The following is a 20556-nucleotide window of genomic DNA, read 5'->3' as shown; positions in this document are numbered from 1 at the left end:
GGGGCGCATCAATGTGCCCGAGGTTTGCGGGACGCCCCCCGCGCTACCCGTCACGCCCGGTCGATGGACGCGGCCCGAGCAGGGCGGCTCCTCCGGTCCGCGCGCCGCGACCGGCGAAACGCACGTCGGACCGACCAGAGGTCTCCACCGACCTCGGTCTCCGCCGATTCAGGCGGTCTCGAACTGGCACTGACGCCGCGCCCTCCGGCCACATACGATCCCTCTGATTCGCCAGCGGAACGTTCGGGAGCGCACCACGATGTCTGCCCCCTCACCAGGGACAAGCACCCGGTTCCGCCTTGCCCGGATCACGGGCCTGGTACTCGGCAGCCTGGTGTTCCTGCACGCCTGTGAGCGCAGCAAGAGCGCACTGCTCAGCGATGTGCGGGTGGAGGTGGCGATCGCGGCCGCGCTCGGCGCCGCCGCGTTGGCCGCGGCGTGGTTCGAGATCAAGGTGCGGGCGCAGGAGCAGGACGAGTACCCGCCGTGGGAGGAGCACGAGCCGGACCAAACCCCCAGGCGTGGGAATTTTCCCGGTCGATCCGGACGGTCCGCGGACCGGGCCCACGGCCACAGCGAGCCGGCCGGGCGCACCCGCCCCGCCGCCCGACCGGAGCCCGTGGCGCACCACGAGGACGACGACCAGCCCGAACTCACGCGATCCGCCGGGCCCGCCGACATCGTCGCCGGGATTGCGCGGACATTGCGGATCGCCCGCCCCGGCACCGAGGACGAACGGCCGCTGCCGCTCGCATTGAGCGCGGTGACCAAGTGGATGCGCCGTATCGACCGCGACGACGACACCGAGCCCGACGAAATCGACGACCACGACGAGATCGAGCAGATCACTCGCACCGAGACCGGGGAACTCGTCGTGGAGTCCAGCGGGCGAACGGTGCGAGCCAAGATCTCGCGCTCCGGCGATCTCGTCTTGCACGGCCGGTCGCACGCCGGACGGTCGGAATGGAAATGGACATTCCAGCCCGACGCCTTCCAGGCCATCCGCGCCGCGCTCGGCGAGGGACCCGGCGACCTTCTCGATCTGCTCGAGGACACCATTCCGTGGCTGGACGCCGACGCGCGCCAGGACCCCGGCGCATGGCTGCGCGCCCACGACATTCCCGCGACCTACCGGGAGAAAGGCGTCAGCGCCACGCAGGTCACCCGCGAACTTCCGGTCCTCCGGCCCGGGCGTCCGCCGCAACGGCCCCGGGCGGGAATGCCTCGCCGGTCGTCGCCGAACGACTCATTCGGGACCGCACGCGGGTCCGCCGAAGTGGACGATCACGCTCGGTACCCGGCCAGCCGCACACGTCCGCCGACCGACACCCGATCTCTCGAAAGCCCGCCGATACGCCGCGATGGCCGCTCTACACACCGGAGAGCCGCTGATCCACGGCAGTCATCCCCGGACGCGGATGCCGATCGGTGGCATCGCGGCGACGCGGCCGAGCCCGCCACACAGCGAAATCGCTGGTCCGACGACTACGATTCCCCCGCCCGCTCGCGCCCGGCACGCCGCCACCGCGACGAGCCCGAACCGGCTCGGCCCAGCGATCGGTTCCCGCCGACCGATGCGAATGATCCCGACCTGCCCGTGCGCCCCGCGCCCGGCCGTCCCGAACTACCGAGACGCCGACGCCGCGAACTCGCCGACGACGACCTGCACGACGCACACCGCACCGCCCGGCAGCCGGATCGCTACCCGGGCGACGCCGAGGGCCGCCGAACCCCAACGAATCGGCGAGCGCCCACGGATTTCGAGCCCGGACCCGCGCGACCGGATCGGGTCGATCCCGGATACCGCAACCGGTCGACACCGCCGGAACCGGCCTACGACCCACCCCCGCCGAGTCGCCGCCATCGCGGCGAACCACGGCCACGGCCCGATACCCGCGCCACCTCGCAGGAGCGCACTTCGCGGCACGGACGGTAGAACACGAATACGGCGCTGCCACCCGGTGATCCGGATGGCAGCGCCGCGAAGACGAACCTCAGCTCGCGCGTTGCCCGAAGCGGCCGTTCTCGAAGCCTGCCACCATACGGAACGCGAGGACGGCGCCCCAAGGACCGATCACCCACATCGGCCAGAAGTAGGTGAAAGCGCCGACTCCCAGCGAGATCGCGCCCCAGATGACGAGCACGAGCACGCTCACGGCGAGCCAGGTGCCGCCCTCGATGCGCTGCCAGATCGGGATACGCGGGGGCGCGGACGCCGGTGCGGCGGCATCCTTGCCGAGCTCGGGCAGATCGGACAGCACCGAGCGCAGATCGTCACGGTCGGTAGTGGCATACACCTGCGCGACGCGCTGGTCGTACTCGGGCAGATCGATGCGGCCGTCCGCCATGTGCCTGCCGAGCAGGCGTACCACGGCGTCGCGTTCGGCGTTCGAGGCGCGGATGCCGGTGGAGATGTCCATGCTTGGTCCTATCGACGAAATTCATCTTCCATAGTGGAATGTTGCTCAGCATAACCCTCCTATGTGGAATGTCAACCCTTCCGCGATCGCCCTCCCGAAACCTCACGACCGCCCTCGTTCCGGCGGTAGGGTTCGAAGATCGGGAACGGCTGTATGGACAGGTGTTCAGCGCGCGGATCCACGGAGCGGCCGGATCCGCGTCACCAGCGAATCCGCTCAGGAGGCACAGGTGTCCGAAATCGTCCGCGGGGTCGTGGCCCGCAGCAAAGGCGCACCGGTCGAGATCGTCGACGTGGTGATCCCGGATCCAGGCCCGCACGACGTGGTGGTCCGGGTGCGGGCGTGCGGCGTCTGCCACACCGACCTGCACTACCGCGAGGGCGGTATCACCGACAGCTTCCCGTTCCTGCTCGGCCACGAGGCCGCCGGTGTGGTGGAGACCGTCGGCGCCGCGGTCACCCATGTGGCGGAGGGCGACTACGTCATCCTCAACTGGCGCGCGGTCTGCGGCGAGTGCCGGGCGTGCAAGCGAGGCCGCCCCTGGTACTGCTTCGACAGTCGCAACGCGAGCGAGAAGATGACGCTTGCCGACGGGACCGAGCTCACCCCCGCGCTGGGCATCGGGGCATTCGTCGACAAGACGCTGGTGCACGAGGGCCAGTGCACGAAGGTGGATCCGGAGGCCGACCCCGCGGTGGCGGGCCTGCTCGGCTGCGGGGTGATGGCAGGCCTCGGCTCGGCGCTGCACACGGGCAACGTCTCGATCGGCGACACCGTCGCGGTCATCGGTTGCGGCGGCGTCGGGGATGCCGCGATCGCCGGAGCCCAGCTGGCTGGGGCGGCGACCATCATCGCGGTGGACCGGGACTCCCGGAAACTGCACTGGGCCAAGGACTTCGGCGCCACCCACACCATCGATGCGTCCAGCGAGGACGTGGTGGAGAAGATCCAGGAATTCACCGACGGCTGGGGCGCCGACGTGGTGATCGACGCGGTCGGCAGGCCGGAGACCTGGAAGCAGGCGTTCTACGGCCGTGATCTGGCGGGCACGGTGGTCCTCGTCGGCGTGCCGACCCCGGAGATGACCCTCGAGATGCCGCTGCTCGACCTGTTCTCCCGTGGCGGCGCGTTGAAATCCTCCTGGTACGGCGACTGTTTGCCGGAACGCGACTTCCCCACCCTGATCGACCTCCACCGCCAGGGCAGGTTGCCGCTGGACCGGTTCGTCACCGAACGCATCGGACTCGATGAGGTGGAGCAGGCATTCGCCAAGATGCACGCCGGCGAGGTACTGCGGTCGGTGGTGGTCCGGTGAGCGCCCGCGTCGACCGCGTCGTCACCTCCGGCGCTTTCTGTCTGGACGGCGGCACCTGGGCAGTGGACAACAACATCTGGCTGGTCGGTGACGACGAGGAGGTGGTCGTCATCGATGCGGCGCACGACGCCGACCCGATCGTCGCGGCGGTCGCGGGCCGCGTCGTCCGCGCGATCGTGTGCACCCACGGGCACAACGATCACGTGACGGTCGCTCCCGAACTCGCCGAGCGCTTGGACGCGCCGATCTTGCTGCATCCCGACGACGAACCGCTGTGGCGCATGACCCACCCGGAGGCCGGCTACCGTCCCCTCGCGGACGGCGAGCAAATCCCGGTGGCGAACACCTCGATGCGGGTCCTGCACACCCCTGGCCACTCACCTGGATCGGTCTCGCTGCATCTACCCGCCGCGACGGCGGTGTTCACGGGAGACACGCTGTTCGCCGGTGGGCCCGGCGCGACCGGTCGCTCGTTCTCCGATTTCGGCACGATCATCGAGTCGATCCGCGAACGCCTGCTGACGCTCCCGGAGGACACCGCGGTGCACACCGGACACGGCGACTCCACCACCATCGGCACGGAGAAGCCGTTCCTCGCCGAATGGATCGCCCGCGGCCACTGAGTTATCCCCGCCACGGTGGCCGGCCCGCGTGGAATGGCGCGACCGGGCGCGGCGTTGCCAGGCGCGCGAACTCATTGCGACGACAATGGCAGGATCAGACTCATGGCTGAACAGACCGCTACACCCGCCACCGCCACCGCGGCGCCGATCACGCCGGAGCCGACCACGCTGTGGGTCGAGCGCACCGGCACCAGGGCTTACACCGGCCGCAGCTCCCGCGGCGCCGAGGTCTTGATCGGTTCGCAGGGCGTGCCCGGTGTGTTCACACCCGGCGAGCTGCTGAAGATCGCGCTGGCCGCCTGCTCGGGCCTGAGCGCGGACTTCCCGCTGTCGCGCAGGCTCGGCGACAACTTCGACGCGACGATCCGGGTCTCCGGCGACGCCGACCGGGAGAACGAGGTCTACCCGCACCTGGAGGAGGTGTTCGAGCTCGATCTCAGCGACCTCGACAACGAGGCCAGGGAACGGTTGCTGGTCACCGTGCAGCGTGCGATCGACAAGGTCTGCACGGTGGGACGGACGCTGAAGGCGGGATCGAGGGTGTCACTGTCGTTCGACGTCGAGGCCTGATGGACGACCCGGTCCGTTTGAGCGCCTGGGTACACGGCATGGTGCAGGGCGTGGGTTTCCGCTGGTGGACCCGGTCGCGGGCGCTGGAACTGGGACTGGTCGGGCACGCGACCAATGCCACCGACGGCCGGGTGCACGTGGTCGCCGAGGGACCGCGACCGGCCTGCGAGGAGTTGCTCGCACGCTTGCGTTCCGGTGATACACCTGGTCAGGTGAGGTTGGTTGTGGAAAGCTGGGAGCCCGCGCGGGGTGAATTGACCGGTTTCGAGGAGCGGTAGTGGTGATTCGGGTGATGAGGGGGGCACAGCGGTGAGCACGCGGAATCCCGGTGACGACGAGCGCCGGGACGAACCCGAGCGTTCCGGGCCGGAACACCCGGCCGAGGACAAGCCGTCGCCCACCCCCGCCACGCCCGTGCCGGGCGAAGAGCAGGATTGGTCGACGCCCGTCTCCGCACCGGGTGGCGCCGCCGAGCAGCCCGAGATCGACTGGTCGACCCCGACTTCGGTGCCGCCCGGCGACACGAGTCCGGACGCCGAGCAACCGCCGCGCCCCGGCCGGATCCAGCGCCAGGAACCGGGCATCACGCAGCCCCGCCCGCCCACGGTTGCCGAGGCACGGGCGAGAGAGAAGGCACGCAGGCGCGCCGAGGAAGCACAGCGCGCGGCCGCTTGGGCCGAAGAAGCCAAGAAGCGCAATCGCAAGCGCGTCATGATCGGCGGTGTCGCCATCGTCGGCGTAGCCGCCCTGGTCGGCGGCGGCTACCTGGCTTATCGCGCACTCACCGCGCCCGACCGCGTCACGGCCCACTGCGTGAAGACCGAGAACGGTCAAGAGATCGTGGTCGAGGATTCCTATTGCGGCGACGGCCGTCCCGGCTTCGTCGGCGACACCAGCCCGGGAGTCAGCCCGGGTCTGATCATCCTCGGCGGCGGGCCGCAATACCGCTACTACTACGGCGGCACCGGCACCGTCGGCAGACCCCCGACCGGCGGCACCACGATCAAGCCCAAGAGCGCCGAGATCAAGACCAAGAGCGGCACCACGATCCAGCGCGGCGGCTTGGGCAGCAAGAGCACCGGCGGAGGGTCGTAGATGCGGCGCGTGCGGGATACGCCCCGGCCGGGCTGGCAGCAGATCACCGAAAGCCAGGGCCTGGTCTACGGCTCCCCTGGGCGGGACGCGAGTGGTCAGCCACGGCCCTACTGGGACGAGTCGGTGCACTACGAGTTCGAGATGTCGGAGATCCTCGCGTTGGAGGCCGACGTCGAACTGCTGCACTCGATGTGCCTGAACGCGGTGGAGCACATCGTGCTCACCGAACGGTTCGCCGATTTCGGCCTGCCCGAGTGGAGCTGGGGCCCGATCGCCGAATCCTGGCGACGCTCCGACCCGCACGTGTACGGGCGCTTCGACCTGCGCTACGACGCGCGGCGTCCGGCGAAACTGCTGGAGTACAACGCGGACACGCCGACCTCGCTGCTGGAGGCCGCGATCGTGCAGTGGCACTGGCTGACCGATCGCTACCCCGGCGGCGACCAGTGGAACTCGTTGCACGAGAAGCTGGTCGAGCGGTGGGGTGAGCTGCGCGACGTGCTGCCCACCGCGCAGCTGCACTTCACCTGGTCCGGGGCGGACGCCACCGGCGAGGACAACGTCACCACCGCCTACATGCAGGAGACCGCGGCCGAGGCCGGATTCGACACCGTCGCGCTGCCGATCGAGGAAGTCGGATTCGACTCGGAACTGGAGCGTTTCGTCGATCTGGCGGAGGTTCCGATCGAGGCCGTCTTCAAGCTCTACCCGTGGGAGTGGGTGCTCGACGACGATTTCGGCAAGCGCGTCGTCGACAGCCTGCCACAGACCATGTGGATCGAACCGCTGTGGAAAACCCTGCTGAGCAACAAGGCGATCCTGGCGGTGCTGTGGGAGATGTATCCGGGCCACCCGAATCTGTTGCCCGCCTACCTCGACCAGCCCAACGAGCTCACCGAGTACATCCGTAAACCGAAGCTGGGACGAGAGGGCGCCAACATGACCATCGTCGGCGCCGGTCTGGAGACCGCGACCGGCGGCGTCTACGGCGAGGAAGGTTACGTCTACCAGTTGCTGGACCCGTTGCCGGAGTTCGACGACATGCGCCCGGTGCTCGGCGCGTGGATCGTCGGCGACGCCGCGGCGGGTCTCGGCATCCGCGAGACCGCGGGGCTGATCACCGACGACGGCTCGGCATTCGTCCCGCACCGCATCGTCACCGACTGAGCATCGTCACCGATAATCACCCATCCAACTCGGCCGCACGCCAACCCGTCTCGGAAGGATCAAGATGACCGCAGTCGCCCTGGAATCGGGGTACTGGAGCTCGCTGGGCGAGGGTGTGGGAGCGATCGTCCTCTACGCCCTCATCGGCTTGGTGCTCATGCTCGTCGGCTTCTACGCCATCGACCTGACCACGCCGGGCAAGCTGCGGAAGCTGGTGATGGCGGGCAAGCCGAACGCCATCATCGTCACCGCCGCGGGCATGATCAGCATGGCGTTCATCGTCGTGCTCGCCATCTTCGCCGTGGGCGGCGGCGGCAAACTCTCCGAGGGCTTGATCGCCGCGCTGGTGTTCGGCTTGGTCGGCATAGTCGCCCAGGTCATCTCGGTGCGCGTCATCGAACGGGCCATCGGCATCGACATCGGCAACGCACTGCACGCCGACACCTACACCACCGAGGTACTCGTGGTGGCGGCAGCGCATTTCGCGCTCGGGCTCGTCGTCGCCTTCGCGATTCTGTAGGCGTCACCGCGGTCCGCGAACCTCATCGGGCGGGATGATCATCCCCCGTCCGATGGCCGCGTCCTGCCGCGAAACCGCTGGATCAGGGCTCGTCCGCGTGGTCGAGGCAATACGCCGCCGCGGCAAGGTATTGGCGACACTCCGGACCGTGACCGGCATGCACGCTGCGGATGAACAGCGCGCGATCCAGATCGAGATCCGTCGAGGGCTCCGCGGAACAGTCCCGGTGCTGGGACCGCCACAAGTCCTGTGTATCCAGCGATGTCTGCATCGTGCACCTCCCGTTGCCTGCATATCAGTGCGAGAAGGCTTGCCAATGTCTCTACGCCGGAGGCATACCCGCTCGCGGCTCTCGGCAACCGATGCGCGTCACCGGGTTACCATTCGCCAGTCGTCGGGTAGGCGCGCCGCGGTGATCTGCGCTCCCTCGGCCTCCAGGTCGACAGTGGTCGCACCGAGCCGCAACGCGCGCAAGGAAATCTTGCCCCACCGCGCCGGCAGCTGCGGTCGAACAGTGAGCGTCCGGTTCGGAGCGTCGGGATCGAGGCCGAGGAACGAGCGCACCAGCAACAGCGGCGCCGCGCTCGCCCACGCCTGCGGCGAGCAGGACGTCGGATACGGCACGGGCGTGGCGAACCGCGATCGGGGAAAGCCGCAGAACAACTCCGGCAGGCGGCCGTCGAACACCGCCGCCGCGTCCAGCAGACCGGTGGCCAGCCGAGTCGCCAGCTCGACCGCACCGGGAACGTGCCGGTAGCGCAACAGACCCGCCACCGCGATCGCCGTATCGTGCGGCCACACCGAGCCGCAGTGGTAGCTCATCGGGTTGTAGGCGCCCATGTTCGACGCCAGAGTGCGCAGCCCGAAGCCGGAATCCATCTCCGGACCCGCCATCCGCGAGACCAGTTCGGCCGCGTGCTCGTCGGTGGCGATGCCCGACCAGAGGCAGTGTGCGGCGTTGCTGGTCAGCGCGTCGACCTGACGCTTGCCGCCGTCCAGCGCCACGGCGTACCAGCCGCGGTCGGGCAGCCAGAACTGCTCGGCGAACTTGACGCGCAACTCCGCGGCGCGTTCCCGCAGCTGACCCGCCAGCCGCAGGTCGTCGAAGGCCTCGGCGAGTTCGGCCCTGGCGAGCATCGCGGCGTGCACGTACCCCTGCACCTCGCACAGCGCGATGGGCGCCTCGGCGATATGGCCGGTGGCGTCGTTGATTCCGTCGAAGCTGTCCTTCCACCCCTGGTTGATCAGGCCGCGGTCGGTGGCGCGGCGGTACTCGACGAAGCCGTCGCCGTCCCGGTCGCCGTAATCGGTGATCCAGCGCAGCGCCGCGTCGGCAGCGGGCAGCAAGTGCCGAATCACCTCCGAATCGCCGCCCCAGCGATGGCATTCGGCCAGCAGCATCACGAACAGCGGTGTGGCATCGGCGGTCCCGTAGTAGATGTTGCCACCGAACACCTGGCCGCCCGCCGGTCCACGGCGCATCTCGTGCATGATGCGCCCCGGTTCCTCCTCGGTGAGCGGATTGACCTCCTGCCCCTGCAGTTCCGCGAGCTGCTGGAGCGTGCCGAGCGCCAGGTCGACTTCCAGCGGCAGCGCCATCCACGCGGTGAGCAGGCTGTCACGGCCGAACAGGGTCATGAACCACGGCGCGCCCGCGGCGACGAACGGCCGGGCGTCGCCGGATTCGTCGTGCATCTGCAACGCGCCCAGATCGCTTTCGGTGCGCCGCAGCACCCGGGTGAGCGCCGGGTCGGACGCGGCGATGTCGGTGGCGGTGTCCCGCCAGGCCTCGATCTTGCGGCCCGGCGCGCTGACCCCGTAGTGCTCACCCGGTGAGATGGCCTGAAATCGCTGGTTGCCCACCGTCGGCTGGGCGATGATCTCGGTTTGCCAGGATTCGCCGACGGGCACGATCACCCGCCACACCAGCGAACCCGGCATGACCTCGGGTTCCACGGTCGCCGAGATCGAGATCCCCCGGCTGCGGTCCGCGTGATCGTGCAGCACCAGCTCACCGTCGGCGACCGTCACGTCGGCCCGCGAATGCCCGGCACGGCCTTCCTTCACCGCGAACAGGTCGACGAAGTCCGCGTCCACGTGCAGTTCCAGTAGCACGGCCGTGGGTTCGCGACCCATGTTCTCCAGCGTGATCAGCTCGTGCATGCCGTCGGCCACGATCCGTTCGCGCACCACCAGCAGCGTGCTGTCGGCCAGGCCCGCCTGCGGCGGCCTGCGCAACACGAACCTGGCGGCGAACGCCTCCGGACTCAACACCGAAAGCGGCTCGGCGGGTCTGCCGTTCACCAGCAACTCCCAGCGCGACAGCACCCGCGCGTCCCGGAAGAACAACCCGTGCGGCTTGCCCGTCTCGACGTCGCCGAGCCGATTGGACAGGCAGAACGTGCCGCCTTCGACGAGGGTGACCGAGCCGCACCCCCCGAACCCGGTCGGCTCACCGGAGTTCAGGGGGGCGGGGCCCAACGGCGCGGCACCGGTCACGCCAGTCCGCTCGCCGCGATCCTGACCGGGGCGGGCCCCGGCGTCGTGGCGTCGAGCGGCGCGGCGGCGGGCACCGCGATGTCCAGCGGCGCGGCGCCGAATCGCTTCTTGGAGCGCAGTAGCCGGCGATACACCTGTTCGTAACCGAAGCCCAGCGTGTCGGAGCCGAATTTGGCCTGCACGTGGGCGCGGCAGGCGTACGGATCCATCGCCCGGACCTCTTCGATGGCCGTAGGCAATTCGGCGGGGTCCTCGCAGATGCGGCCGGTCACGCCGTCGACGATCACCTCGGACACCGCCCCGCCGCGCAGCGCGACCACCGGCGTGCCACAGACCATGGATTCGATCATCACCATGCCGAACGGTTCCTCCCAGCGAATCGGGAACAACAGGCAACGCGCATTCGCGAGCAGCTTACGCTTGGCCGCCGCGTCGGCGAGACCGAACACGTGATCGTTTTCCGTCAACAGCGGGCGCACCTTCGCCTCGAAGTATGCCTGCTCGGGACGTTCACTGCACTTACCCGCGAGTACCAGCGGGATGCCCGCGTCGTGCGCGGCCTCCAGCGCCAGGTGCGGGGCCTTGCACTCGTTGAACCGGCCGAGGAACAGCGCGTAGTCGTCCTTCTCGACGCGGAACGGCCAGTCGTCGACGTGCAGCGCATTGTGCACGCGTCCGGTCCAATTGAGCCCCGGCGCGAGTTCACGCTGGCGGTCGCTGATCGCCACCAGCGCCACCTCGTCGCCCAAATCCTGGTAATAGCGATAGATGTCGTCCTCCACCGGCCCGTGCACGGTCAGCACCGTCGGCAGGCCCATGCTCTGGAAGACCGACGCGTTGAGCGGTCCGGCGAAAGTGTGGTCGTGCACCAGGTCGATACCCGATGTCGCAGCGAGTTCCTCGATGGCGCGGCGCACCCGCAAGGCGTGCACGACTTCGGGGAACGGCTCCCCCAGGCGCTCTGGCAGCGCGCGGTCCCACACCGGCACGAACTTGGCCTTCGTCCCCGGCTCCCCCGCGCCCAACAGGGTGACGTCGTGGCCACGGGCCACCAATGCGTCGACCAGATCGGCGACCACGGCCTCGACACCGCCATATGCCTTGGGCGGGACGTCGAAGTACGGCGGCACCACCATCGCGATACGAAACGGGCCGCTGGAACGATCTGTCGACAGGTAGTCGGACGACGGCATCTCCGAATCGGACGACGCCTGCGCGGAAATAGGCACGGAAAGCGCGCTCATGACCCTCCTTCCAGGGACAACCAAGTAGCACTCGCATTCACCCAGCACTCGGAGTACCGGGCGCCGAACTGAACTAAGTGGCCGCCGCGGCGGGGGTGAAGACCTAGCTGCACCGCCGTCCATGGGGCTTGGTTGGCCTGGTCACGCCTCCGGCATGAACAGGGGGGCCGAGTGGGAGGTACCTCAGGCGGGATCCTTCAAACCAAACAGTTCGGGAAAAATCGCGCCACCCAGCGTTCGTTCAGCAACCGATGGGTAGTCCGGTGTCCCTCCTTTCGGCCGGACACTGGACGACCGATCGGATCCGGCGTGTCATGCCTCGATGACAACCCGCGGGTCGCGGTCCGGCGTGATGGCATCGCCGCCCGCCACGATGAACGCCAGCAGATCTTCCGCCTCGGCGCGCACCGCCGCCTCGTCGGCCGCCGACAACGGGTGCCAGGGCACGACGCGCAGCGTGGCGCCGTCGAGCGACCAGCGGCCGTGGACGAAACCGTCGACCAGGTACACGGGTACGCCCGCGGACGCCTCCGCGGCGGTGCGCTTGCGGTCCTCCTCGCTGATGATCCTGCGGCGGTCCTTGTGGCCGAGCACCGCGTTGTCGAAAGCGGGCAGAAAGCGCACGGGCACAGGCAGATCCGGCTCGGCCAGCGGCGCGTCCGGCAGGTCGAACAACACGCGGTGACGGTCGTCGGTGAACACCCGCAGCCGCTCGCGCAGGTCGTCGACGACCTCCGCGAGCCGGGTGATACCCGCCCACGCCTGCATGTCGGCCACCGTGGCCGGACCGAACGCGGCCAGGTAGCGCAGCACCAGCGTCTGTAACCGCGGCGCCGTGGCCATCGGCGCGCCCGTCCACTCCTCGGCCAACCCGACCGTGACGTACCGATTGCGCCACCGTCCCCACGCACCGGTCTCCGGGCCGTGCGTCAACGGGACCAGCAACTCGACGGTCTCGGCGAGTCTGCGCGTGTGCCGGTCCGGGAAGCGCTCGGCCAGCGCTTCACCCAGTTCCCGGCGGCGCAGCCGCTGTCCGGCCAGCAGTTCGCGTCCGGCGGCGGCGAGTTCGTCCAGGTCGACACCGTCGATCTCGTCTCGGTAGTACGACGCCTTCAGCGCGGCGTCGACCACCGGCTGCACCGTGGGCCGCAACCAGCGGAAGTCCGCGGCGTCGGCGAGGTGCACGGTCCGGCGGATCATGGTGGAGCGCACCAATCGCCGATCACGCAGCAGCGCCGCCAGATCGTCGTGCCGGAACCCTGCCAGACGCGACCACAACCCCACATAGGGCCAGTTCGGCTCCTGGCCTTGCACAGCGACCAGATGCCGGACGAGTTCGAGCGGGGGCAGCGCCACCCGCTCCACCAGCTTCTGCCGGACCAGTAGCGTCCGATTCAGCTCGCGCAGCGTTAGTTCCGTCATGCGTCCATCCTCGCCCAGCCCACCGACATCTCGGTGCCAGGCGACGCGACTCCGCCGTGCTGCGGGGGCGGGGGTACGGGCCGCCGGCTATTGATCCGGCAGGCACCGGCCGGGATCGGGCAGGTCGGCGCACGGGGCGTTGCCGTGCGCGCGCAGCACTTCTTTGCCCATCTGATCGGTCAGGAAGTGCAGAAAGCTCGCTGCCAGCGAGTCTCCGGGCAACTCGCCGTTGCTGTAGGCGTACTCGACGCCCCAGAAGGGGTAGGTGCGGTGGACAGCCGCGTCCCGGCCTGCACTCACACCGTCGATGGCCAGGGTCGGCAGCTTCGCCTCGACAGCCTCGGAGAACTCCGAATAGCCGATGGCACCCGGGATGTCGGCCACCGCTTTGCTCATGTCGGCCGTCACCTGCACTTCGCAGTACGTGAGCGCGGCGGTGACCGTGCCCTTCAGCGCCGTGCAGCTGACGTGCGAGCGATCCGGCTGCGTGCCGTCGAGCAACCTGCGCTCGAACGTGTTTCGCGAACCGGAACCCGGTATGCGGTTGACCAGCACTACCGGCAGATCCGGGCCGCCCACCTCACGCCAGTTGCCGATCTTGCCCCGGTAGAGATCCTGGATCTGCGCGACGGTCAGGCCCCGGACCCCGACGTCGGGATGGACGATCATGGTGAACAGCGACAAGGCGAGCGGACGGTACACCAGTGCCGGATAACCGGCGCCTTTCGGACCGTCGCTGATGGCCAGCAGCCCGGAGTTCCCCGTGCCTTGCTCGGCCAACCGGTCCAGACCGCGTTCGGTCCCTTCGAATTCGAAGGCGAAATCCGCCCGGGTGCAACGCTTTCGGTACTGCTCGGCCGCCTCCCGGAGCACCGGGCCGAACGCCGAGGATCCGATCACGGTCAGCTTGCCCGACTCGCATTCCATCGGCGTCGGTGACGGCTCCCGCCAGACCACCACGAGCAGGAACCCGATGACCAGCACCAATGCCACCGTGAACACGACCAGCCGTCGGGAAGTGCCCGCCCGGGTCTCGATGATCCTGCCGCCTTTGATGCCGCCGCGCAGCACCGGATCCGGATAGTTCCCCGTGCCGCCGGAGCGTTCCAGGATGGCCAGGATCTTGTAGTGATCGCTCTTGCCGAGCGGCACCTTCGGCAGATCGATCACGCCGGTGGGGCCGCCGGCGTTCTCCTCGCGCACGTCGATGCCGGAGTTGCGGCCGAGGTGGTCGGCCAGCGACGAAGGGTCGCTCAGCTCGTTGACCGCCATGCCGATCACCCGCCGCTGTGCGAAGTGCAGGTGCAGACCGATCTGAGCGGTCGGCGCCGTGTAGTCCTCGGTGTCGATCCGGGTGATGCCCGCGTTCTCGATGCGCACCAGGACGACCGAGACGTCCTTCAGGTCCGGGGTCGCTCCGTCGGCGGCGGGACGCAGTTGCGTGAGCACACCGGGAAATCGGGACTCGATCTCGCCGGTGACCGGCGTATCCATCTGTACCCGGTAGCCGAGCCGTTTACGCCCGGCGAAGACGAACTCACGCAGGAAGGCGGCGACCGCTACGAGGAGGGCTACCACCGCCGCCGCGGTACCTATGAGTTCCAGAACGGTGTCGAGCGGCCAGTCGCCCACCAGATGATCCCACTCCCCGAGAAATCCGTATGCCCTCATTCTCGGCGCCGATCACCTTCCGGCACACCGAGAGTCGAACTGTTCGGCAACAGTTAACCCCTCGGTCATACGCTCTCGCGAGTCCAGGCCAGCAGATCCGCCAAGGGCCAGGTGTTGATCACCCGTTCCGCCGCAACGCCGTTCGCGAGGGCGCGCTCACACCCGTACCCCTGCCAGTCGAGTTGTCCCGGCGCGTGCGCGTCGGTGTCGATCGAGAAGTGACAACCCATCTCGGCGGCCAGACGCAGCAATCGCGAAGGGGGATCGAGTCGTTCGGGCCTGCTGTTGATCTCCACGGCGGTGCCGTAGGTGCGACACGCCTCGAACACCACCTCGGCGTCGAACGTCGATTCCGGCCGGGTGCCGCGTCCACCCGCGACCAGGCGGCCGGTGCAGTGGCCGAGCACGTCGACATTCGGGTCGGCGACCGCGTGCACCATGCGCTTGGTCATGGTCGCGCTGTCGTCGCGCAGACGCGAATGGACGCTGGCCACGACGATATCCAGCCGCGCGAGCAGATCCGCCCGCTGGTCGAGGGCGCCGTCGTCGAGGATGTCCACCTCGATGCCGGTGAGGACCCGGAACGGCGCCATCCGGTCGTTGAGTTCGGCGACCACGTCCAGTTGCTTGCGCAGCCGGTCGGCGGACAGACCGTTGGCCACGGTCAAGCGCGGCGAATGGTCGGTCAGGGCACAGTATTCGTGCCCCAGCGCGGACGCGACCCGCATCATCTCCTCGATCGGACTGCCGCCGTCGGACCAGTTCGAGTGCGTGTGCAGATCACCGCGCAGACGCTCCCGCAACGGCTTGCCCGGCGCCCCGATCGGCTGCGCGGCAGCGCGCAATTCGGCCAGGTAGCGCGGCACCACACCCGCGTAGACCTGCTCGATCACGGCCGCGGTCTTGGGACCGATGCCCGTGAGCTCGGTCCAGTTGCCCGCCGCCCGGCGCGCCTCGCGCTCGTCGGCGGACAATCCCGCGACGACGTCGGCGGCGCGCCGGTAGGCCTTGACCCGGTGGGTTTCCGCCCGGGAGCGCTCCAACCAGAAACCGATCTCCCGCAGCGCCGCCTCCGGACCGGGCGCCGTGGCGCGGTCCGGTATGCCACTGGGATCCGGGTCAGGCACGTGCTATCGCACCCGGCTGTATTTCACGAAGGCCACCCCGTCCTCGAACACCGTGCTGGTGATCACCCGGAACTTGGCCGGTTCCGGCAGCCGCGCCCCGGTGCCGAACAGTGCCCGGCCCCGGCCGAGCACGATCGGATAGAGCTTGAGGAAGATCTGGTCGATTTCCGGCAGCAGCACCTGCGCCAGTTCGCCGCCGCCGCACAGCCAGATGCCCAGCCCGCTCTCCCGCTTGAGTTCACGGACCTTCTCGACCGGATCCCGGGAGATCAGCTCGACGGCCGGATCGGGACTCTCCGGCAGCGTGGTCGAGACGATGAACTGCCGCAGATGCGAGTAGGGGCTGGAGGTGCCGGTGCGGACGCCGAAGTCGTGCGTCTTGCGTCCCATCAGTACCGTGTCGAAGTAGCAGTTGCGCTCCTCCACCCCGATCGCCTCGCGCACCTTGGTCGGCAGGGTTTCGGGGTACTGCGCGTTGATCGACGGACCGTGATCACCGCCGACCGGGAAGAAGTCGACCGAGCCCTCTTCGGTGGCGATGAATCCATCGATGGTCGACGCGACGTAATAGGTGAGCTTGCGCATGCTTCCTTCCTCACGGTCGGGGTGACATTCCGAACCGCCCTGAGGAAACGGTAGCTCGCGCGAGCTAGCGACGGCGAGGCTTCGGCTGGCAGCGCGGGCAGGAGTAGGACGAGCGGTTCATGAACCGCTCCCGGATGATCGGCGCACCACACCGGCGACACGGCTCGTTCTCCCGACCGTATACGGCCAGGGACCGTTCGAAGTAGCCCGACTGGCCGTTGACGTTCACATAAAGTGCGTCGAACGACGTGCCGCCCGCCGCGAGCGCTTCGCCCATCACCGCGCTCACTTCGGCGAGCAACCGGCGCACCGCGGGCCGCGACAGCCCCGAGGCAGGCCTGCCACCGTGGATTCCGGCGCGCCACAGCGCCTCGTCGGCGTAGATGTTCCCGATCCCGGAGACGACGCCTTGATCGAGCAGGACACGCTTGATCTCACTCTGCTTGCCCCGGATGACGGCGACCACGGTTTCGATGTCGAAACGCGGATCCAGCGGATCGCGGGCGATGTGCGCGACCGGCTCCGGCACCAGGGTGCCGTCCACCTCGACCAGGGGCGCGAGCGCCCAGCCGCCGAAGGTCCGCTGGTCGACGAACCGCAACTGGGTGCCATCGCCGAAGGTGGCGCGGATGTGCGCGTGCTTCTCCAGCGGCGCGTCGGCGGGCTGGACCAGCATCTGACCGCTCATGCCCAGATGCACGACCAAAGCGGCTTCCGGGTCGTCGAAAGTCAGCCAGAGGAACTTGCCGCGCCGCTCGGCCGACTCGACCGTCAGGCCGGTCAGCCGCGCGGCGAGATCGGCGGCGCCTTCGAGATGGCGGCGCACCGAGCGGGGATGGGTGATCGCCACCGATTCGACGACCCGGCCGACCACATGCTCGGCCAGCCCGCGGCGTACGACCTCGACCTCGGGAAGCTCGGGCACGTCAGCTTTCGGCGGTCAGCGCCTCGTAGGCTGCCCCCGCGGCCTTCTGCTCGGCTTCCTTCTTGGACCGGCCGACGCCTTGCCCGTATGCCCGTCCGCCGATCACCGTGGTGGCGGTGAATTCCTTGTCGTGGTCCGGCCCGGTCGAGGTGATCTCGTAACTGGGCACACCGAGACCACGCTCGGCGGTGAGTTCCTGCAAGCTGGTCTTCCAGTCCAGGCCTGCGCCCATCCGTGGGCCGCGCTCGAGCAGCTCGGCGAACAGCCGCAACACCACGGCACGCGCCACCTCGATACCGTGCTCGAGATGCACGGCGCCGAGCAACGACTCCATGCCGTCGGCGAGGATGCTCTCCTTGTCCCGGCCACCGGTGAGTTCCTCACCTTTACCGAGCAACAGGTGCGCACCGAGGCCGCCCTCGCCGAGGCCGCGGGCGACTTCGGCGAGCGCGCGCATGTTCACCACGCTCGCGCGCAGCTTGGCCAGCTCGCCCTCGCTTTTCGAGGGATGCTCGTGATACAGCCGTTCGGTGATGCTCAGGCCGAGCACGGAGTCGCCGAGGAACTCGAGACGCTCGTTCGTCGGCAGACCGCCGTTCTCGTACGCGTACGACCGGTGGGTCAGCGCGAGACGCAGCAGATCCGGATGTAGGTCGACGCCTAGCGCTGCGAGCAGGCTCGCGTGTTCACCGGACGAGTCGGGTTCGTCGGTCACGTCGCTACGACAGGTCGAACGATCAGACCGCTGCGGTGACCTGGCGGCCCTTGTAGGTGCCGCAGGACGGGCAGGCGATGTGCGGCAGCGTCTTCTCGCCGCAAGCGCGGTTCGGGCAGGTGATCAGGGTCGGCGCGGTGGCCTTCCACTGGCTGCGCCGCGACCTGGTGTTGGAACGGGACATCCGGCGCTTGGGAACGGCCACGACTACTTCTCCTCTGTCTGATTGCTCTGCCGGTTCGGCTGATCGGTCTTGCTCAGTGGTCTCGGTCGGCCGCACCGTCGTCGGGGCTGCCGGTGCCGGGCGATCCGGAGGCGAAGTTAGCCAGCCCGGCCCAGCGAGGGTCAAGTATCTCATGCCGGTGCTCGGATCCCGCAATCGCCATCCGGACGCCGCATTCCGGGCACAGTCCCGCGCAATCGGGCGTGCACAACGGCTGCAGCGGCAGTTCCAGCCCGACGGCGTCGATCACGACGGGCTCGAGGTCGATGAGGTCGTCGACCAGGCGGTGGACCTCGTCGTCCTCGGTGGTCTGCTCGGTGGTGCTGTCCGGATAGGCGAACAGCTCGGTCAGCCGCACGGCGACCTCGCCGGTGAACGGCTCGAGGCAGCGCGAGCACTCCCCCTCGATCGGAGCGGCCACCGTCCCGGTGACCAGCACACCCTCGGACACCGCCTGCAACTGCAGGTCGAGCTCCACCTGCGCGCCCACGGGAACGGCGATCAGATCCAGACCGATCCGCTCCTGCGTGGTGACGGTGCGGCGCAGCTCGCGCATGGTCCCGGCCCTGCGGCCGAGGCTGCGGGCGTCCAGCACGAAAGCCGCGTCCGGCGACCGGCGCTTGGCCGATCGGGGACGCGACGCGGAACCGGAACCGGCGGACATCACGAACTCACTCACGATCGAGGGGATATGGGCAACCACCCAACAATACGCGACCGGGTGGCGCCCACCCAAACGCGGCTGATCATCGCCGCGTAGCGCTACCTGCGGAATTCGTCGGCGTAGTCGGGCACTCCCGCCCCGGTGCGCAGCTGGTGACGCCCGCGCCCGACCGTGCGCAGCGTGCTGGCCAGCGTCTCCTCGAAATCAGCCAGCCGGGAGTCGACGTAGTGGTCGCATTCCTCGCGCAGGCGATCCGCTTCGGCGTGGGCGGCATCGATCACCCTGGCCGATTCGGCGTGCGCGGCGCGGACCACCTCGGTCTGGGCGACCAGCCGCTCCTGCTCGGCGAGACCTTCGGCGACGGAGCGATCGTAGGCGGCCTTGCCCGCCTCGATCATCCGCTCCGACTCGATCCGCGCCCGGCCGGTCACCGCCTCGTATTCCGCGTTGCCGTCGGCCACCACGCGATCGGCCGCCTCCTGGGCGGAGGCGACCAGGTGATCGGCGTGTGCGCTCGCCTCGGCCACCATCCGGTCGGCGTGGGCCTTGGCGTCGGCCAGGATGCGATCGGCTTCCTCGCGCGCCGAGCTGATCGTGCGCTCGGCCTGGTCGTTCGCGCCGGTCACGGTGGCCTCGGCCGCGGTCCTGGCATCGGAGACGATCTTGTCGCGATGGTCGAGCACGTCCTGGGCGTCGTCCAGTTCGCCGGGCAGCGCGTCCCGGACGTCGTCGAGTAGTTCGAGCACGTCGCCGCGCGGCACGATGCAGCTGCGGGTCGGGGGGATGCCGCGCGCCTCTTCGACGATGGCGACCAGTTCGTCGAGCGCTTCGAATACGCGATACATGCTCACTACCCTCCTGCGGACTCACGGCGAAACTCTCCGCCCGCAGCCCAGTGTGCCCCTCGTCACGGCTCGTGCCGAGTCACTTTCCGGTGTGTCGTGCCAGTGTCTCGCACGCCACACAAGTCAAGTGGAGACCGCCTCTCCGCTTCGTGTTACATTTTTCTGGAAGGTCGGATCAAGATCTTCAGCACCAACCGCGGCCATGCCCGACCGCGGACGAGGAAGCCGGAGGTGTGGACAACCCGCCGTCGAGTGTCGACAGGCTCCGACAGTCAGCGAACGCCGAACGCGCGCCACGAACGGAACCCGCCGAGAGTCGACGGTGGAAGCAAGCGACCACCATCGCTGTTGTCCCCGCCGAAGGCTGATGTTCGGATCGGAAAGACGATGACTGTTCTGGAACTACCGCGACCGGCGGCAGTGAGCGCCACCAGCTTCTTCGTGCCGTGGGCCAATCTCTACCCGGTGCTGCCGAGGACATCGGTCGCGACCAGGTTCGGACAGCTCGCCCACTACCTGCGCGGCGACCGCGCCTTCGCCCAGCTGATCCGGTTCGCGCTGGTCGGCGGCTCCAGCAACGTCGCCTACGTCCTGCTGTTCTTCGCCATGCACGGCGTCGGGCCGCTGGTCGCCAACGTGGTGGGCTCCGTGGTCAGCACCGTGATCGCCAACGAACTGCACCGCCAGCTCACCTTCCACGCCGCGGGCCGCGTCGGCTGGTTCACCGCACAGTGGGAAGGCGGCGGACTCGCGCTGGTCGGTCTTGGCATCACCACCGCGGCGCTGGCCTCGCTCGGCGTGTGGGCGCCCGGCCTCGGGGACGCCGCCCAGGCCGCCGCCGTCCTGGCGATCACCGCGGCCGTGGGTGGCATGCGCTTCCTCGCCCTGCGCGGCCTGGTGTTCTAGGGTCCGGCGCGGGCTCTCGC

General features: G+C 68.9%; 21 protein-coding genes. 9 read left to right on the top strand and 12 right to left on the bottom strand.

Features of this window, described 5'->3' with window-relative positions; translation table 11 throughout:
• Positions 1-259 precede the first annotated feature (259 nt).
• Complete coding sequence (locus tag K8O92_17630; GenBank protein ID UAK29830.1) at positions 260-1936, top strand: hypothetical protein; 1677 nt, start codon at positions 260-262, stop codon at positions 1934-1936.
• Between the two features lie 58 nt (positions 1937-1994).
• Here the strand turns inward: K8O92_17630 and K8O92_17625 are convergent, their stop codons facing one another.
• Positions 1995-2420, bottom strand: a complete 426-nt coding sequence (locus K8O92_17625) for a DUF1707 domain-containing protein (GenBank protein ID UAK29829.1) — start codon at positions 2418-2420, stop codon at positions 1995-1997.
• Positions 2421-2649: 229 nt separating this feature from the next.
• Between K8O92_17625 and K8O92_17620 the strand changes: the two genes are divergently transcribed.
• From K8O92_17620 to K8O92_17590, 7 genes are all read left to right on the top strand, one after another.
• Positions 2650-3735 carry an S-(hydroxymethyl)mycothiol dehydrogenase gene (locus K8O92_17620; GenBank protein UAK29828.1) on the top strand — a complete coding sequence of 362 codons (1086 nt, stop codon included), beginning with the start codon at positions 2650-2652 and terminating at the stop codon, positions 3733-3735.
• Positions 3732-4358: an MBL fold metallo-hydrolase gene (locus K8O92_17615; GenBank protein UAK29827.1), complete on the top strand. Its 627-nt coding sequence runs from the start codon at positions 3732-3734 to the stop codon at positions 4356-4358. Before K8O92_17620 ends, K8O92_17615 begins: the two co-directional genes overlap by 4 nt.
• Positions 4359-4460: 102 nt before the next feature.
• On the top strand, positions 4461-4928 hold the full coding sequence (locus tag K8O92_17610) for an OsmC family protein (protein ID UAK29826.1): 468 nt from the start codon (positions 4461-4463) through the stop codon (positions 4926-4928).
• Complete coding sequence (locus K8O92_17605; protein ID UAK29825.1) at positions 4928-5206, top strand: acylphosphatase; 279 nt, start codon at positions 4928-4930, stop codon at positions 5204-5206. Before K8O92_17610 ends, K8O92_17605 begins: the two co-directional genes overlap by 1 nt.
• Positions 5207-5237: 31 nt before the next feature.
• Positions 5238-6023 carry a hypothetical protein gene (locus tag K8O92_17600; protein ID UAK29824.1) on the top strand — a complete coding sequence of 262 codons (786 nt, stop codon included), beginning with the start codon at positions 5238-5240 and terminating at the stop codon, positions 6021-6023.
• Positions 6024-7190 carry a glutathionylspermidine synthase family protein gene (locus tag K8O92_17595; protein ID UAK29823.1) on the top strand — a complete coding sequence of 389 codons (1167 nt, stop codon included), beginning with the start codon at positions 6024-6026 and terminating at the stop codon, positions 7188-7190.
• Positions 7191-7254: 64 nt separating this feature from the next.
• The gene (locus tag K8O92_17590) at positions 7255-7710 is read left to right on the top strand and encodes a DUF350 domain-containing protein (protein UAK29822.1); all 456 of its coding nucleotides are present in this window, start codon (positions 7255-7257) and stop codon (positions 7708-7710) included.
• A gap of 369 nt (positions 7711-8079) precedes the next feature.
• Here K8O92_17590 and K8O92_17585 read toward each other — a convergent pair whose 3' ends face one another.
• From K8O92_17585 to K8O92_17535, 11 genes are all read right to left on the bottom strand, one after another.
• The gene (locus tag K8O92_17585) at positions 8080-10209 is read right to left on the bottom strand and encodes an amylo-alpha-1,6-glucosidase (GenBank protein ID UAK29821.1); all 2130 of its coding nucleotides are present in this window, start codon (positions 10207-10209) and stop codon (positions 8080-8082) included.
• The gene (locus tag K8O92_17580) at positions 10206-11402 is read right to left on the bottom strand and encodes a glycosyltransferase family 4 protein (GenBank protein ID UAK35759.1); all 1197 of its coding nucleotides are present in this window, start codon (positions 11400-11402) and stop codon (positions 10206-10208) included. Before K8O92_17580 ends, K8O92_17585 begins: the two co-directional genes overlap by 4 nt.
• A 363-nt stretch (positions 11403-11765) precedes the next feature.
• Entirely contained in the window at positions 11766-12875 is a 1110-nt protein-coding gene (locus tag K8O92_17575; protein UAK29820.1) for a winged helix DNA-binding domain-containing protein, read from the bottom strand.
• Positions 12876-12962: 87 nt separating this feature from the next.
• Positions 12963-14507, bottom strand: coding sequence for a substrate-binding domain-containing protein (locus tag K8O92_17570; protein ID UAK35758.1), 1545 nt, complete (start codon positions 14505-14507; stop codon positions 12963-12965).
• A gap of 104 nt (positions 14508-14611) precedes the next feature.
• The gene (locus tag K8O92_17565; protein ID UAK35757.1) at positions 14612-15649 is read right to left on the bottom strand and encodes a PHP domain-containing protein; all 1038 of its coding nucleotides are present in this window, start codon (positions 15647-15649) and stop codon (positions 14612-14614) included.
• Between the two features lie 27 nt (positions 15650-15676).
• Positions 15677-16258 (bottom strand): dihydrofolate reductase family protein, encoded by a 582-nt coding sequence (locus K8O92_17560; protein ID UAK29819.1) that lies wholly within the window; start codon positions 16256-16258, stop codon positions 15677-15679.
• Between the two features lie 64 nt (positions 16259-16322).
• Entirely contained in the window at positions 16323-17183 is an 861-nt protein-coding gene (gene mutM / locus K8O92_17555; protein ID UAK29818.1) for a bifunctional DNA-formamidopyrimidine glycosylase/DNA-(apurinic or apyrimidinic site) lyase, read from the bottom strand.
• A 1-nt stretch (position 17184) separates the two neighbouring features.
• The gene (rnc, locus tag K8O92_17550; protein UAK29817.1) at positions 17185-17898 is read right to left on the bottom strand and encodes a ribonuclease III; all 714 of its coding nucleotides are present in this window, start codon (positions 17896-17898) and stop codon (positions 17185-17187) included.
• A 22-nt stretch (positions 17899-17920) separates the two neighbouring features.
• Positions 17921-18103, bottom strand: coding sequence for a 50S ribosomal protein L32 (gene rpmF / locus K8O92_17545; protein ID UAK29816.1), 183 nt, complete (start codon positions 18101-18103; stop codon positions 17921-17923).
• Positions 18104-18155: 52 nt separating this feature from the next.
• Positions 18156-18785, bottom strand: coding sequence for a DUF177 domain-containing protein (locus K8O92_17540; GenBank protein ID UAK35756.1), 630 nt, complete (start codon positions 18783-18785; stop codon positions 18156-18158).
• Between the two features lie 98 nt (positions 18786-18883).
• Positions 18884-19630, bottom strand: a complete 747-nt coding sequence (locus K8O92_17535; GenBank protein ID UAK35755.1) for a DivIVA domain-containing protein — start codon at positions 19628-19630, stop codon at positions 18884-18886.
• Positions 19631-20017: 387 nt separating this feature from the next.
• Here K8O92_17535 and K8O92_17530 point away from each other — a divergent pair, with 387 nt between their 5' ends.
• Positions 20018-20536, top strand: a complete 519-nt coding sequence (locus K8O92_17530; GenBank protein UAK29815.1) for a GtrA family protein — start codon at positions 20018-20020, stop codon at positions 20534-20536.
• Positions 20537-20556 lie beyond the last annotated feature (20 nt).

The organism is Nocardia asteroides, assembly GCA_019930625.1.
Classification (GTDB): domain Bacteria; phylum Actinomycetota; class Actinomycetes; order Mycobacteriales; family Mycobacteriaceae; genus Nocardia; species Nocardia sputi.
Note: the sequence above shows the minus strand (reverse complement) of the source record. Positions and strands in the feature narration are given on the sequence as shown.